Below are 14,420 nucleotides of genomic sequence, written 5' to 3'. Positions count from 1 at the left end.
GACGGGCAAGCTCGTTGAGGCTGACGCCGTCAGCGTGGCGCTGACGGAGGCGCTCCTTGTCCTCTGCGGAGAGGTCCGGGCCACTGCCGGCTCACCCTCACGCGCGTGTGGTGGCGGTGACCGGTCAGGGGCTGACGGGCGTCAAACGACCTAAGATCCGCGCATGACAGACGACTCTGCTCCTACGGATGGCACTCCCGTGACCTTCACCGTCCCGATCAGCGAGCCCTTTGCGAGAGCTGCTGCACAGGTACTGAAGGAATTGCGAGAGCTGGCCGCCAACGCATTTCCAGACGAGGTTGGTGGCCCGGACGCGCCGTTCAGGCGGGACGCGGCGGCCTTCGATGCGCAGCCCGAGCCGACACGCGAAGCCCGGCGGTCGATGCACGGCATGATCTTCGACTTGGCCCAGTTGTCGTGGTCCAACGCTCTCGATCACGTAAGGGCTCTCGAACACGACGTGGTCATGCAACCGCCACCAGTTTGGTCGCCGCTGACTTTGAGCAGGGCTGTGATGGAGAACTGCCTGTTCCTGCACTACTTGATCGATCCGACATCTCTGCCGCCAAGCGGCTGGCACGCTGTGCCGGCCTCTGGCGGACCGACGTCGAGCACATGGAGAAGACGGCGAAGGCGTTCGGGCCGGCCCAGGAGGCGGAGGTCGCCCAGGCTAAGGAGCACGTGCTGACGGCCCTCCGCGTACGTTGCAGTGGAGCGAACCAACTCGCAGGGGAGATTGATCGGTTACGAGGTCGATGGCGAGAAGTCCGGTCTGGACATCAACATCACTGAAGAGGCCAAGGCCATGCCGTCTCACATGCCAGCGCCCTACCGCATCCTCTCGGGTGCCGCCCACGGTCGCCCATGGATGACGAATCGCGCACGAATGCTGGCCGAGGACTCTGAAGATGACCTGGTAGGCGAGGCGGCTACCGTCATGACGGCCGTTGCAGTCGTCGCCGGGGCGCTGGAGACAGCGCTAAAGGCATGGCGGGACTACTTCGGCCTGAATCTCGGTGACACCCTGGAGCACCTGAACGGGCTGTACAGGATGTTCTTCATCGAGGCCGTCAACCCGCGTCGAGAGCATGCGTTAGCTCAATCTGTCGTTGCCAGCACGCGTTGGGCCCTGGTCCTCCTGGCCAACTCGGCCTTCGCCACGTCCAGGTGACGGAAGCCCGAGCGCATCGGCCTGGACCGCCTCGGTCAGCGCCCCATCCCTGTCGCAAGTGCCGCGACCGGCAGGCCGATGAACAGGACACGACCGTCACATTTTCGACGGCATTCGCAGACCGCCGATCCCACGGCATGACGCACTTCACATGACGCCCGGCCGCCTGCTGTCGCTCGCCAAGGCCATGAGGTCGTCCAGTGCCTTGCGGAGTGTCCTCGCGAGTGCGGGATCGTCATCGGCGGACACCACGGCGTCAGTAGAGGTCGTCCAACGCCTCCGGGTGATGCCGCATGATCCCGCTGACGATGTTCGTGACATCGAGGCGGGGTGCGGGGTTGCGAGGCAGTGCGGCGACGATGCGCGGGTCCAGCATGCCGATCACCAACCGCCGGTCGGAGGGGTCGTGAATCAGCGGATAGGCCAGCAGAGCCTCTACAGCCCGTCCAAGGGAAGATACTGGCCGCGCCGAGGACAGGGCCGGCGCCGGCTCCTCGGTGCGGCCGGGGCTCCGCAGCATGATCGCGGATGTTGCCGAGTGCGGCCAGCCTCCCGAAGGTCTGCAAACCGTGCCTTGACCGCGTCGTACAGGGCCTGCGGATCAGGTAGTCCGGGCAGGACGGCATGGCGGTCAGCCAGCAGATCCAGCACGACGTCGGAGAAGAGACCGGTAGACCGCACGGGGTCGTTGCTGGCGGCCTGGCCGGCTCTGGCGGCCCGGATGATGCTCTGCCGGTAGTTTCTGGGCGCGCGGCCGCGCGGCTGGCAGGGCGTCGGAAGGCAGTGGCGGTTGGAAGGCGAGGTCGTCCTCGTTTGCCGCGGAGGCGTCCACGATCCACAACTGCTGCGGCATGGCCGGGGACGGTCTCCCCGGCGTATCGGTTTAGCGCCGCGTCCAGATCGAGGTTCGTCTTGTTCGCGAGGGTCGCGTCCGCGCAGAACAGTCGTTGTCTGTCAGCACGGTCGGTGACACCGTGCCCGCCCCACCACTACCTCAGAGCACGTCGCCCTCGGTCGACGGCAGTTCGCTGACGAGGACGCGGCGGAGGGTCGCATGGTCGGCGGGTTCGTACGGTAGGTCAGGGACAAATGGCGGCAGGGGAGCGAGGTGAAGGCGCAGGTTGGCCTCCGCACGCCAGCGGCTCGCAGCAGCTGGTGGAAGCGGACCGCATCCCGGGCGGGCCCGGGCAGGTCCCAGGTAGGTCCGACGTCGTAGCGCTCAATGCCGACGATCAACGCGCGCAGACACGGGCCGGATCCGCCTGTGGCGGCAGTGCCTGGTCGGTGCCGGGCCCGCGCCGTTCGGTTCTCGGCCGGTCGCTGGCCGACCTGCCCGCAGGCATCCGGGCCGGCTGTCGGCGTTGCCCGGTGAGATCGTCCCGACACCGCTCGAGCCGTTCACGGTACGAGGAGCCGCTCGAACTCCGCGGAGATCACCGCCCCTTCGAGGATCCGCACCACATCGAGCAGGGCCTGCTCGCCGCCGTCCGTGTCCAACGCGATCCGTGACAGGACGACGAGATCCTCACGGAGCCTGACGCCCCGCAAGTCGATGGGCCGGCCCAGTACGTCTCCCAGCAGAGCAGCGAACTGCAGACGCCCCGGCGCGTCCGCCAGACAGTCCAGCGTGGACAGGGCGTCGATCACGCGGAGCAGAGGTTCACGCGAATGGGCCCTGTTCTCCTCGTTCCGCGTCCACACTCTGCGAGAGTGAGCGCCCCCTTGGGGCAGGCCAGCTCCCCGAACGGTCGGCGATAACCGCCGGAAAGTCGGGGTGCGGCCCAGGCGTGGTGCGATGAAGTCACTGACGGCGTCAGCTGTGCGCTGTGTCGAGCTGGCTTTGATCACTGTCCGAAGCAGCGCGCGCACGTCCGGAGCAAAGGCGAAGACGTCCTGCCCTCCAGCGGGCTGTCCAGATGCATGAGACCGCTCAGCAGGACTTCCGCCAGACAGACCGGGCTGCTGTGGGGCAAGGCTGCAGCCTGGATGAGCCGCATCACGGGAAGCGTCAGCGGATCGACGGCCGCCAGGTGGCCTGCGAGGTCGTAGGCGTGCGGCGAGGCTGCTGCCTGGAAGGCCTGCACGCGTTCGGCGGCGGTGGGATGCTCATCGGCGACCGCCTCGTCGAAGAGCACAGCGTCTGGAGGGCTCTCCGCGTCGATGACGCGTAGAGCGGCCCTGCCGCCGTGCGACGCGATCAGCTCCGCCCAGGGGCGCAGGCTCAGCTCGTCCAGCTCGAGGACGGGCACCGGCAGGCCGGGGCGGGGACCGAACACGGCGGGGAGCCAGGGATCGTGGGCGGAAAGCGCGCTGTTGGGCGGCGCAGGCCCGGTCGTGCGGACGATCGCGGGTTCGGCTGCCAACGCGGTCTCGCCCCACAGCCGAGCGGGAACACATGGAGCACCGCGGTCGGCACGCTGCGAGCCAGCGAGGCCAGACGTGCGTGGGCGGTCCCGGTGTACCAGTGGTCAGCGACGCCGTCGGTCACGACGAGCACGACGGTTCGACCGCCGATGAGAGAGACGGGCGCTCCAGAGGGCCCACGCGTACGGAGCGGAAGATGCCTCGAGCCCGTGAGCGCGTCGGCCAGCTCGCTGACGGTGTCGTGCCACACCCGCATGGACGGGCCCGCGTCGACGGCAAGCACGAGATGAAGCCAGCGATCCGTGGCCGGGCGCGCAGCACGACGTCGAGGACGCCACTGTCGGCGATGGCCCCGATGGTGGCGTCCCCGTCCAGCTCGTACCGGTGTGCGGACGCGAACCCTCCGCTTGAGCGCGCGCAGTCCCCGCACGACGCGCCCAGCGGACGCCGCAGGCCCCGTACGCCAGGAATACGGACCGGCGCGGAGCCCCGCCGCCGCGAGGCACCGGTGAAGGCGTAAACGCCGCGTCGGCTCACACGCCGCCGCGGACTCGCCAACGTCACGGCCCGGGTGCTCCGGCTGGGGGAGAACAGCAGAGGGGAGCACGGCACACGGCTCCGCCACATCGGCCGCATCCCGGTTCGGCGGTGTGTGAAGCGCGAGCCACAGGGCGTCGCTCAGCTCGCGCGGTGAGAGATCCACCCCGCGCCGCGCAGAGCGGAATGCAGGGCGGCGACCCAGAGCTCGTCCGCGTCACCGGACCCCGCCGTTGTTGAGCTCACGCAGCACCGCCTCCCTGAGGTGCTCCACCTCGGGACGGATGCCCTGCTGCAGCAGATGGACGGCATGCAGCAACTGGTCGGTGGCCAGCCCGCCGAGGCTGCGCCGTTCGGCGAAGGTGCGGATGAGATCCTGCACGCGCGCGCCACTGTGCCTGCAACTGATGCAGGTCCTGGGCGGAGTGCGCCCGAACGATGCTCTCGAGCTGATCCGGGCCGGCTCCGGCAGTTCCAGCCGGATGCAGCGGCGCAGGAAGGCGAGGCGGAAACTCCGTTCACCGTTGCTGGTGATCACGACGAAGGGGAAGTCCTGACAGCGGACCGTGCCGTGCCGCACTGTGTACCTTCTCCTGCGAGCCCTGCACATGCACAGCGACCGCCGCCTGCTCCTCGGGCAGACGGCCAGCTCGGGGATGGTGAACTCGCCCTCCTCCAGCACGAACAGCAGGTCGTTGGGCAGGTCCAGGTCGCTCTTGTCGAGTTCGTCGATCAGCAGCAGCCGAGGCTGCTCCTCATGCCGGGTGGCCAGCGCGGTGCCCAGGGGCCCCAGGCGTACGAAGCTGCCGATGTCGGCGGTGCCGTCCTGTTGCTCGCGCAGCCAGGGCCGATGGCGTCGTAGCGATACAGCGCATCGGTGAGCGTGGCGCGGGTGTTGATCGGCCACACCAGGACCGGCCCGAGGCCGAGTTCCGCCGCCACGGCGTGGGCGAGCGACGACTTGCCCGTGCCGGGTGCCCCGGTCACCAGGAGGGGACGACGCAGGCGCAGAGCCGCGTTGACGACATCCACCTGTTTCTCGCCGATCAGATACGGCCGCCGCACAGCCTCGCCGTCCGGCCGCGGCCGCCGCCACGGCGGCGGCTGGGGCAGCGGGACGGAAGCGTCGTACGTGCCTCCGCCGCCGCGGAAAAGCCGTTCCTGCGGGGTCCCGCTGTTCACGCGGTGCCTCCTTCCTGCTTCTTCGGGTTGGTCAGCCGTTGCCGCGACGGTGTCCAGCCCGGGTCCTCCCACATCAGCGCCAGATGAGCACCCATGTGAGCGCTGTCGAACATCGCATGGACGCGCTGGCGTCTGACCGCTTCCCGAAGGGTGCGCGGCCAGTCCCCCGACACGACGGCCCGCAACGCCTCGGCCGTATCCGGGCCGTGAGCATCGCGCTGCCACAAGATCACCGGAACCCCCAGCCAGCGGCACAGGGCCAGGTGCTGTCGTGTTGGCCGGGCGGGGGGCAGGCGATGACGCAGGCGATCTCACTGGTCGTTCGTCAGGTTGCCGTTCCCCGTGTGCAGGTCGTGCAGCACGCTAGGTGCCGCCGCCAAACCCTGTCCCTGCTTCCAGCGCGAATTCCACTCGCCGCCCCGCATCTCGTCTCGCCCGCGCAGGACCACGACCCGGTCCAGCCCGATGGGCCGCGTCCCCAAGGGCCCCGCACTGACGGGCAGCCGGTCCACGGCCAGCCCGAAGAAGCCTTCCTCCAGCAGGAACTCCACACCGGCCGACTCTTCATACTGATCGAGGTCGCCAACGGCTTCGGAGAGGTCGGCGCAGAGGCTCGCGCGGCTGCGCAGAGTGTCCCCTGTTCGTCCAGGTCCCGACCTGGCGCCCATGGGCATCGTAGAGGCGGATCATGTAGTGGAAGGCTTCCGCAGCCGGGTCCGCTGTCCACAGCCACACCCGCAGGACCGGCTGCACCGTTTGGGCAGAAGCACGCCATGGCCGACCAGCGGCACTGGCGCATCGCCTCCGGGCTGACATCCAGCCGAGTGGTCACGCGGTGCGACCACTCCCGCAGACCGTCGCCGCCGACCTGCCGGGCTGCGGCGACTTCCTCGATCACCTGGATCACGGGCGGTACGACACCGGGTTCACTGGCACGGTCCTCCAGGTCCTCGATCAGCGCTCCCACATCGGACGGACCGGTTTCCGGCAGCGAGAAGTGCGGTACGGCGCGGCGGGCGGCGGCGCGTACCTCCGAGCACGTACCGGGGCCCAGGAACGCGCAGAGCTCCTCGTACTCCTCCTGAGTGAACAGGCGCACCGATCCCAGCAATGCCGCGACGTTTGCGACCCGTTGTGCCACCGACGCGTGAGCCGTGAGTGTGCTGAGGCAAGTCGGCAGCGCCCCGCTGATGACGCATTGCCGCGTCGACAAGGTCTCGTGCAGGAGCCCGGAGCCCGGGCCAGGCGCAGGGCACGGGCGAAACGCTGGGCGCACCGCTGCACCTTCCGCTCCGAGAGCTCCTCCAGCGCGTCGATCAGCTCACGGCGGCGAGCCTGCAGTCCGAGGATCCGACACCTCTGTGATCGCGGCCGGGAACGCAGGGGTATCGGCGAGCAGCTTCAACAGCTCAGAGGCCCTGACGGCGTACGAACGGGGGTTGTCGGGCTCGGTGGACACCATCAGGCCCGTCACGCAGCCATGCTGACGGTCCCACAAGGGAGCTCCGCTGTGGCCGGGAAGAATCTCCAGCGGGGCCGCGCCGGATCCAGGATGTACCAGGGACCCATGCGAGGTCTGGACATAGACATCCACGAGGGAGCGCGCCCCGTGTGCGTACCAGGTCGACAAGTGCCGGCTTGACGTCTCACGCACCGGCACGGAGGGCGCTGCCTCCTCCTTCCCGTCGACCTTCAGCAGGGCGAGATCACCGTTCCACCACTGCTCGTTCTCCGCCGGCTCGGGGCCAGCCAGTTGACCAGCTCCACGGCGCGGTGCTTGCCGTCGAGGCCCGGAAACGAGACCGTGACCTGGAGCATGGCCTGCGCAGACGGCCGGGCGGCGGCCAGTTTGGGACGCTGGAGAGCCGCGTTGACCACGTGGGCACAGGTCAGCACGAACCCGTCCGCGACGATAAGTCCGGCGCCGAGCCCGGCCCCTGCACCAGGAGAGTGCACAGTGGCCCACGCCCGACGGACGGCGGCGTCCGGGTCGTCGTCGTACGGCGAGCGCACGGCTACTCCGTTGTCGCGGGTGCTTCGAGGTTCCAGGTCGCGGACACCGTCAGGCTCGCCTCGCCCTTGTTGGCGACGATACCGAGAGTCATGATCGTTGCCGATCTTGACACCCAGGTCGACGGTGAGCTGCTGCCGCTCGGTCCATGGCGGACACCGTGTCGTGTACCGACTGCAGGACCGGAACCAGCGGTTTGAGGACTTGTCGCAGAGCGCCCTGGGCAGCACGTGCCACCCGGCCGTTCCTCTCGCCCGCAACGGGCACGAGCGGTGCGGAACCGGGAGTTGAGCTGCCCGCCGCAGAGTCGGCCAGCGGACTGGGAAAGACCTCCAGCAGTACCGCCTGGCCGCCGTCGAAGGTGAACTCCACATATTCTCCCCATGGCCTCAACTATGCCAGCCCTGACAGCACTTGACCCCTCGATCGATCGATTGCCGGTCGACTGAGGGTGCCCGCCCATGCCAGGCGGCTCAGTCCCAGGGGCGTATATCACTCGGCGTCGAGCAACGGGACTGACATGCCGTCGGCGTCTTTTTCAGGTGATCGCTTCTTCGTGCTCATCTGGGCCCTTTCTGGGTAGGTGCGCACCTGGTTCATGACACTCCTGCTGTCGCCCCCTGGCATGGCCGTCACCACGTTGCACCTCATGGAGTCGGGCGACAATGTGACGCATGGTGGCGAGGTGGTCGGGTACGCCCGCCCGTGCCAGAGCGACGGATGGGAAGACGGTGAGGTCGACGGGCACGCCCACCTGCGCCAGGAGGTCGGACGACAGGACCGTGCGGGGGATCACCCGTCTGGCGTTCGTGAGGGCACGCATTCGACGGGCGCACTCAAGGGAGCCGACAACGCGAGGATTGGGCGCAGCGAGGAGAAGGCCCCCGTTCTGTGCGGCCGCGCACCGAAGGACGCTCAGCAGAACATCGGCCCCTGGTGTTGAGAGGTCGGAGACGCTGCTCATGTCCAGGATCAACATCACGTGGCCCTGCGAATGGAGGTCCAACAGCGTCTCGTGGAGAAGCCGGGTGCCGAGGACGTTGATCTCGCCGGTCACCGCGACCACGGTGATCCCGTCCGTGGCGTGCTCGTAAGTGATGCTTGGCAGTTCCCTGTCCGCGTTCATCGTCCGCCGGATGCCTGTGAGGTGGGGCGACGCCCTCGATCGCCTGGGAGACGGATGGAAAGACAGTGAAGCTCCTGATGAGTCCTGTGGTCCGGAGGGTGCCCAGCACGCGCTGCGAGGGCGCAGCGAGCAGGCATGCGCCTCCTCGGGCAAGGGACTGTCGCAGGGCGTGGACCACTCCGGCGAAGAGTTCAGAGCCGGGAAAGGTGACCCTCGGCCAGGTCGATGACCAGCACGATGTGGCCTTGTGTGAGCAGGTCATGGACCAGCTGGCGGAAGGGCCAGCATGCGTAGCAGTCGAATTCGCCGGTCACCTTGACCACGGTCGTCTCGTCGGAGACGTGCTCAGTAGGTGATGCTCAGTTCCATCAGTCCTCCCGCCCGTAGCCCGTCTGGATCAGGCTACGTTGGTCAACGTCTTTGTCCAGCGGATCAGTTGGCGTACGAGCTCGGTCGCGCGCCGGGTGCCGTCCGGCAGGAAGGGCAGTACTGCGAGTGCGGGAAGGCAGGCGAGGGTCACCAGGAGAAGTGGCAGGGCGAGCAGGGCCGACCGCAGCGCGGGCAGTGCAGTGGCGAGGGCGGCGATGATGGGTGCTTTGAGGGCGGTGAAGGCGGCGATGGCGGTCAACTGTTCCTCCGCGAATGGGGATGTGTACTCGTCCGGTGCGTTGCACCGGCCGTGGTCGTGAGACTCAGCGTGCCCCCCGTCCAGGAGCGTCGACCGGTGGCGATGGGCTGCGATGGAGGGCGGGGGTGTGCGATGAGTGGCGACGAGAGCCGGGGTGGCCGAGGTGCCGGCGCCGGGAGCCGCACCGGAAACGGGAACGGGCTGGGTGGGCGCAGGCCGCGTCCGCTGGCTCCGCCTCGCCTTCCGCCCGGTGCGCTGCGTGAGTTCAAGCGCCACCTCTACCGCCTCTACCTCACCGCGGGCGCCCCGGCCCTGGAAACGGTCGTGGACTCGATCGCCGGTGACGACACACTGCCTGGTGCACCGGGCAAGGACACCGTCCACCGGATCATCGGCGGCACACGGTTGCCCGGTCTGCACGATGTGCAGCTCCGTCGCGGCAGTCCTCGCTCGCGCTCGCGCGCCGCGCAACCGGCCGAAGTCGTCGCGCGCACAGGGGAGTTGTGGATAGCGGCCAAGGAGGATCCGGGACCGCCGTCTGCGTACAGCCGAGGACTGGGGCCCTACCCCTGGTGTGTGCACCGGGCGCTCGCCGTCGATGGCAGGCATCGACGACCTCACTTCGTGCATCGCCCGCACGCACGACGAGGTGCTTCGCGAGAGGTTGCGGCACGCGGCAGAGGGCGGGCAGTCCGTGCTCGCCTCTCGTCGGCCAGTCGTCGACCGGCAAGACTCGGGCCGCCTATGAGGCCGTCCGGAAGCGAACCTCCGTCCTGGCCTGTCATCGTCCCGCAGGCTCGTGACTCGCGGAATGGGCCGCTACCGATTCTGTCGACGCGCGGACCGTGATCTGGCTGGGTGAGGCGCAGCGGCAACTGACGGCCCCTCGTGAGAGGCCGCCTCTGCGCGCGCTGCGGAGCTTCTCAGACGCACCGTACCGCTGGCCGTGCTCGGCACGCTGTGGCCCGAGTACGCGCGCGCCCTCACGTCCCGGGCTGCGGGAGCGACGGACCGGCATTTCCACGTTCGAGCCCTGATGGAGCCCACCGCTTCGAGATCCACGTCCCCGACCACCTCGGTGAAGGGCCCGGTGAGGCCCGCAGGGCCGCCGCCGGGGATGCCCGCGTCCGGATCGGCCCTGCAGGCGGCGGAGTTGAGATCGAGCGGTGAACGACCCCGTGTCATCCAGCAGTTGACCGGCGGCCCGACGCTGGTGCGCCGGTACGAGGCCGGGCCGGGCAATTCTTCTCGAGATCGAGTACGCGGTGGTCACCGCGGCCGTCGATGCCCGGCGCCTCGGGCATGCCAGTGCGCTGCCTGGTGAGCTTCTTGCCGAGGCTGTCACCGGATACCTGCCGGCGACCGCGCGCGTCACCCACGACAGCTCATGGCTCGACAGGGCCGTCGAGAGTCTGAGTGCACAGGAGACCGGTTCCCTGTCCGCCCTCGTCCCCGTCAGAGTTGCACCCGGGCTCGGCGCACCGGACGGCTACCACCCGCCGACTACCTGGACCAGAGCGTACGGCGCGGGCGTACACACCTGGCGCCGCCCGAGCCGCTCTGGGACGCGGCCGTGGCCCACGCCCGTACGGTTGACGACCTGTGCGCGCCCTGGGCCAGGCGGCTCAGGATCGGCGGTGTGTCGATCACGCTGTACAGCTCTACCGGCGGGCGATCGAGCGGGGCGGCGAGGTGGCACACGTCCCGCGCTCGTTTTGCTGCTGAGTCGATCGTGACCGGAGCGGCGCGGAGACGGCCGCGGCGGAAAGTGGGCCCGCGTGGGCAGCGCTCGGGGCGGCGCGTGAGGGTGCCGTGGACGCAGCCGGGGCTCTGGCGCGCTACGAGCGGGCGACTCTGACCGGTGAGGAGAAAGCGTGGTCGGCCCTGGCCCGCTCAGCGGAGGAAGCTGGGGACCGTGCCGCCAGCGACGACACCGCCGAGCGGGCGGCGCGGGCAGGCCATCCCCAGGCATGGCTGGCGGAGCCCGATGAGGCGAGCGTATGTCGGCGACGCGCAGCGGCTCCGCGCGGCGTACGGGAAGCGGTTCGCGCCGGCGAGCCGTGGGGCCTCATGGGACAGGCCCGCCTCGACGCGAAGGAGGGCGACTGCCTTGCGGCGGAGTCGGCCTATGAGGCGGCGGCCGCCGCGGGCGTCCAGGCTGCCTTCGCCTCCTTGGTCGAACTGCGGTGGAGAGCGGGCGACTTGGCAGGAGCGGAGAGAGCGCAGCGACGCCGCCGGCAGGCGCAGGACACTGAAGCGTACGGAGCGTCTTGGCGCGGCTTCGCCGAGAGTCGGGGGACGGCGAGGGGCGAAGCACAGGCCCTGACCGGGCGGCCGCCGACGGGGCGACCAACGCGCTCGCCCACCTCGCCCGTGCCTGTGAGGAGAGCGGCGACCGGGCGGGTGCAGAGCGCTCCGCCTGTAAGGCGGCCTGGCAGGCGACGCCGAGGCGTGGGTGGTTCTCACACGGCCGCGGAGGTGGCGGGCGAGACGGAGGCGGCGGACGCCGCAGCGAGGACCGCCGCGCTGGTGCGGGCGACACCGGCGCCTGCACGCTTCTCGATGCGACTACGCGGGAAGCTGCGCGCGACCGCAGCGCGCGCGCCAGAGCGATGCCGCAGCCGAGGCTGCCGGCGAAGCGGTGACGCCGAGGCGTGGGCAGTCACTTGCCCATGCGTGCGCGAGCGCGCGGACGACCGCGGCGGCAGCGAGCGTGCGCTGGCCCGAGGCGCCGAGGCAGGCGGTGTCGGTGCTCTGGACAGCTGCTGGCCGCGCGTGCGCGAGCAGCGTGGCGACTCCCGAAGCGGCCGAGCGCGCGCGACTGCCAGCCGCCATCGACCTGGGCGACGTGTACGCCTGGAGTGCCCTCGCTCGGATCTATGAGGCCACGGTGACGTCCGCGCGCGACCGAGCTCTATCAGAGCGCTGTCGACGCCGGGGACGCCGACGCGTGGGAGGGCTGCTGCGCCTCAACGACGGCTCAGCCAGGCGTCGATAGATCGAGTACCTTGCCATCCCCGCGACCACGTTGCCTGCAAAGGTAGTGGGTGCGGATCCTCCGAAGTGGAGTCGGAACGCGGGTCAAAGGCGGGGCGTGCTCAGCTCACTACTAACACCACCACCAACGAGCAGGGTTTTAGCTGTGAGGCCCACGACCACGCCTGGCACCCATCGATCACCAGGGCCTGCCCTCATCCACCGGCCGGAGCGAGATGCTGACTCGATCCCCTTCGAGCCGAAGAAGGGCTGGAGCAAGGCCGCCAACGCCGACGTTTCGATGGAAGGTGACCATCCGTCGTCACGATGTCCCTAATGTCGGAGTCAGTGAAAGTGTCCTGAGCGGAGCCGTGGTCGAGCAATAATGCAGGTCACGAAGAGTGCTCCCTGCGCCCGCGGGGATGGTCCCCTCTTCCTGCCGATGCAGGACCCGGCCCTCGTTGTGCTCCCCGTGCTTGTGGGAAGGTGCCCACAAGGACGCGGCGTCGGGCCGGTAGAACGGTGGTGATGCGGGCGAGCCCGGTGGTGGTGGCCTGCTCGATGCCGTGTTGCAGGTCGAGGTGGCCTGTGGGGAGTCGCCTTCTGTGAGGCGGCATCGGCGGTTTGCGCCGGAGCTGTCGTCGTCGGTGGGACGCCACGTTCGGGTGGGTGCTGCGGTCTGGTGCCACTCGGCTGTCGGCGGGTGTCGCCGATTGCTTAGTGCTCGGCGTTCATCCGGTTTGCGCACGGTCTTGGGGACTCGTGTACCGGTCGTCCGCGGGGCAGTGGCACGCGTTTGAGGGTGGGGTCGAGACGCGTACCGGTCGGTGCTGGTGCGCAGCAGAACGTGTACCGGTGCTGGGTGATCACGGGTGGGGTGAATTCGCATGTCCCTGTGCGGCAGGAGGTGACCTGGCTGGTACCCCTGCCGGTGCGCGTTTCGGTACGCGTTTTCGGGCCCCGGGGCAGCGCGTGCCCGGTGCTGCGGCGTTCGGGGTGTGGGGGCTAGCTGCGGGAGGACGCGTCCGGCGTCGGGCGGTCTGCTGGGTACCGGCAGGCGCCGGTGCCTGGCAGCCAGCGCAGGAGAGAGACCTGCGCGCTTGCTGCATTGCACTCACTCGACCCGGTCTGCTGCGCCGCACTCACCAATGTGCGACTCCATTGCGCACCTCTCGATCCCGTCTACTGCGCACGTTCCTGCGTAACTGCTGCTGTCTGTGGTGGAGGTGTTGGGTCAGTCGGCGGTGCGCCGTGGCCGGGTCTGTGGTCTGGTTCGAACGCTTTGAGGGGTCGATCGGTGACAGACTGTTTGGTGGGCGGGGTGATCGTTCAGGGGAGTGGTGGGTGGTGAAGAGCGCGTGGTGGCCGTATGGCGACGGTGCGTTGCGTGAGGATGTGCTGCGGGTTTTGGCGTGTTGAAGCGCGGCGACGGCGGAGCAGGTGCAGGAGCCCGGCGCGTCCGCAGTCTGACTGGTGCGGCATCCGGTGCCGCACGCGCGGCCGTCGGACCAAGGCCCATCGCAATGCCTGCGCCTGGATCTGACGCATCGTGGAGTTGCTGGTGTCCGAGTGAGCCGATCAGCAGGCACAATAAGTTGTGGGTCTGACGTCTGGCCGGTCTGGAGGCGGCTGCGCGAGGTGTTGCGGCGGCCGCTGAGATGCGATCGCCCGCGGTGCGGCCACTCACGGCGCCGCGCACGCCATGGACGTGAACGCCACCGTGCTGGCAGCTGCAGCCGCCAGCCCGGAAGGCCCGATCTGGAGCGGCTGGGCCGGGTGGAGCGGGCGGTCGTCGAGGCCCGGCCGGCGGGCCTGCGTTGGAGGCGATGAGAGTACGGAGGAGGTCGGCCTGCCGGTCACCGGCACGGAAGCCGTCCGGGCCGCGGCTCGGTGCAGGCCGATCTTGTCCTGGCCGCTCCCGAGCATCGTCTCCCGCTGCTGTTCGTGGAGGTCGACCGCTCCACGATGGTCCCGAGCGCGTGGTGGACAAGATCCGCCGCGACCAGCTGTTCCTCGAGCGCCGCGACAAGCAGGGCCAGGAGTGTGGTGGCGCAGCCGCTGGTACGCGCCTGAGGGCGTGGGGCCGGTGGTCGCGCTGGTCCCGTCCGGTCGCAGTGAGAAGAGTGTGCTGGCCCGGAGCCGGTGTCGTCAGCGAACCTGGTCGGGAGGCTGCGAGACGCCGTTTCCGGTGATCGGGACGACGCTGGCCCGGCTGGGGAGCGTGGCCCGTGGGCGTGAGACGTGCGCGAATGCGGCGCGCGGCAGCCCGCAGTCTCTGACTCAGGCGCCGGGTACGCCGTCGCCTCACCCCATCGTTGACGTGGACCGCGGGCGCCGTCGTCTGCTGCCGTTTTGCTGTGACGTGGGGCGTGGGTCCGGCTGCGGCGCGCCCTGGTGCCGCCGTGATCCGGACGGCATCGGTGGT

Annotated in this window: 10 protein-coding genes and 2 pseudogenes; 1 reads left to right on the top strand and 11 read right to left on the bottom strand. The window is 69.4% G+C overall.

Going from position 1 to position 14,420, the window contains the following annotated elements; genetic code table 11:
• Window positions 1–709 precede the first annotated feature (709 nt).
• Entirely contained in the window at window positions 710–1,171 is a 462-nt protein-coding gene (locus tag RBJ77_RS48640; protein ID WP_372350827.1) for a hypothetical protein, read from the top strand.
• Between the two features lie 256 nt (window positions 1,172–1,427).
• Here the strand turns inward: RBJ77_RS48640 and RBJ77_RS48635 are convergent, their stop codons facing one another.
• The 11 genes and pseudogenes from RBJ77_RS48635 to RBJ77_RS48585 all read right to left on the bottom strand — a co-directional run bounded on the left by RBJ77_RS48635 (window position 1,428) and on the right by RBJ77_RS48585 (window position 9,019).
• Window positions 1,428–1,691 carry a hypothetical protein gene (locus RBJ77_RS48635; protein ID WP_372350826.1) on the bottom strand — a complete coding sequence of 88 codons (264 nt, stop codon included), beginning with the start codon at window positions 1,689–1,691 and terminating at the stop codon, window positions 1,428–1,430.
• Window positions 1,692–2,569: 878 nt separating this feature from the next.
• The gene (locus RBJ77_RS48630) at window positions 2,570–2,818 is read right to left on the bottom strand and encodes a hypothetical protein (RefSeq protein WP_372350825.1); all 249 of its coding nucleotides are present in this window, start codon (window positions 2,816–2,818) and stop codon (window positions 2,570–2,572) included.
• Between the two features lie 197 nt (window positions 2,819–3,015).
• A complete protein-coding gene (locus RBJ77_RS48625; RefSeq protein WP_372350824.1) occupies window positions 3,016–3,534 on the bottom strand; it encodes a hypothetical protein in 519 nt (172 codons plus the stop codon).
• Between the two features lie 755 nt (window positions 3,535–4,289).
• Entirely contained in the window at window positions 4,290–4,610 is a 321-nt protein-coding gene (locus RBJ77_RS48620; protein WP_372350823.1) for a hypothetical protein, read from the bottom strand.
• 194 nt (window positions 4,611–4,804) lie between these two features.
• Complete coding sequence (locus tag RBJ77_RS48615; protein ID WP_372350822.1) at window positions 4,805–5,254, bottom strand: AAA family ATPase; 450 nt, start codon at window positions 5,252–5,254, stop codon at window positions 4,805–4,807.
• Window positions 5,251–5,922: pseudogene (locus RBJ77_RS48610) on the bottom strand (hypothetical protein). Before RBJ77_RS48610 ends, RBJ77_RS48615 begins: the two are co-directional and overlap by 4 nt.
• A 137-nt stretch (window positions 5,923–6,059) precedes the next feature.
• Window positions 6,060–6,353 (bottom strand): annotated as a pseudogene (locus tag RBJ77_RS48605) (hypothetical protein); the annotation flags it as partial.
• A 593-nt stretch (window positions 6,354–6,946) separates the two neighbouring features.
• Window positions 6,947–7,267, bottom strand: a complete 321-nt coding sequence (locus RBJ77_RS48600; protein WP_372350821.1) for a hypothetical protein — start codon at window positions 7,265–7,267, stop codon at window positions 6,947–6,949.
• A 536-nt stretch (window positions 7,268–7,803) separates the two neighbouring features.
• Window positions 7,804–8,391, bottom strand: a complete 588-nt coding sequence (locus tag RBJ77_RS48595) for an STAS domain-containing protein (protein ID WP_372350820.1) — start codon at window positions 8,389–8,391, stop codon at window positions 7,804–7,806.
• Window positions 8,392–8,582: 191 nt separating this feature from the next.
• Window positions 8,583–8,714: a hypothetical protein gene (locus tag RBJ77_RS48590; protein WP_372350819.1), complete on the bottom strand. Its 132-nt coding sequence runs from the start codon at window positions 8,712–8,714 to the stop codon at window positions 8,583–8,585.
• A 74-nt stretch (window positions 8,715–8,788) separates the two neighbouring features.
• A complete protein-coding gene (locus RBJ77_RS48585) occupies window positions 8,789–9,019 on the bottom strand; it encodes a hypothetical protein (RefSeq protein ID WP_372350818.1) in 231 nt (76 codons plus the stop codon).
• Window positions 9,020–14,420 lie beyond the last annotated feature (5,401 nt).

The organism is Streptomyces sp. KL116D (assembly GCF_030766975.1).
In the GTDB taxonomy this organism is placed as follows: domain Bacteria; phylum Actinomycetota; class Actinomycetes; order Streptomycetales; family Streptomycetaceae; genus Streptomyces; species Streptomyces longispororuber_A.
Note: the sequence above shows the minus strand (reverse complement) of the source record. Positions and strands in the feature narration are given on the sequence as shown.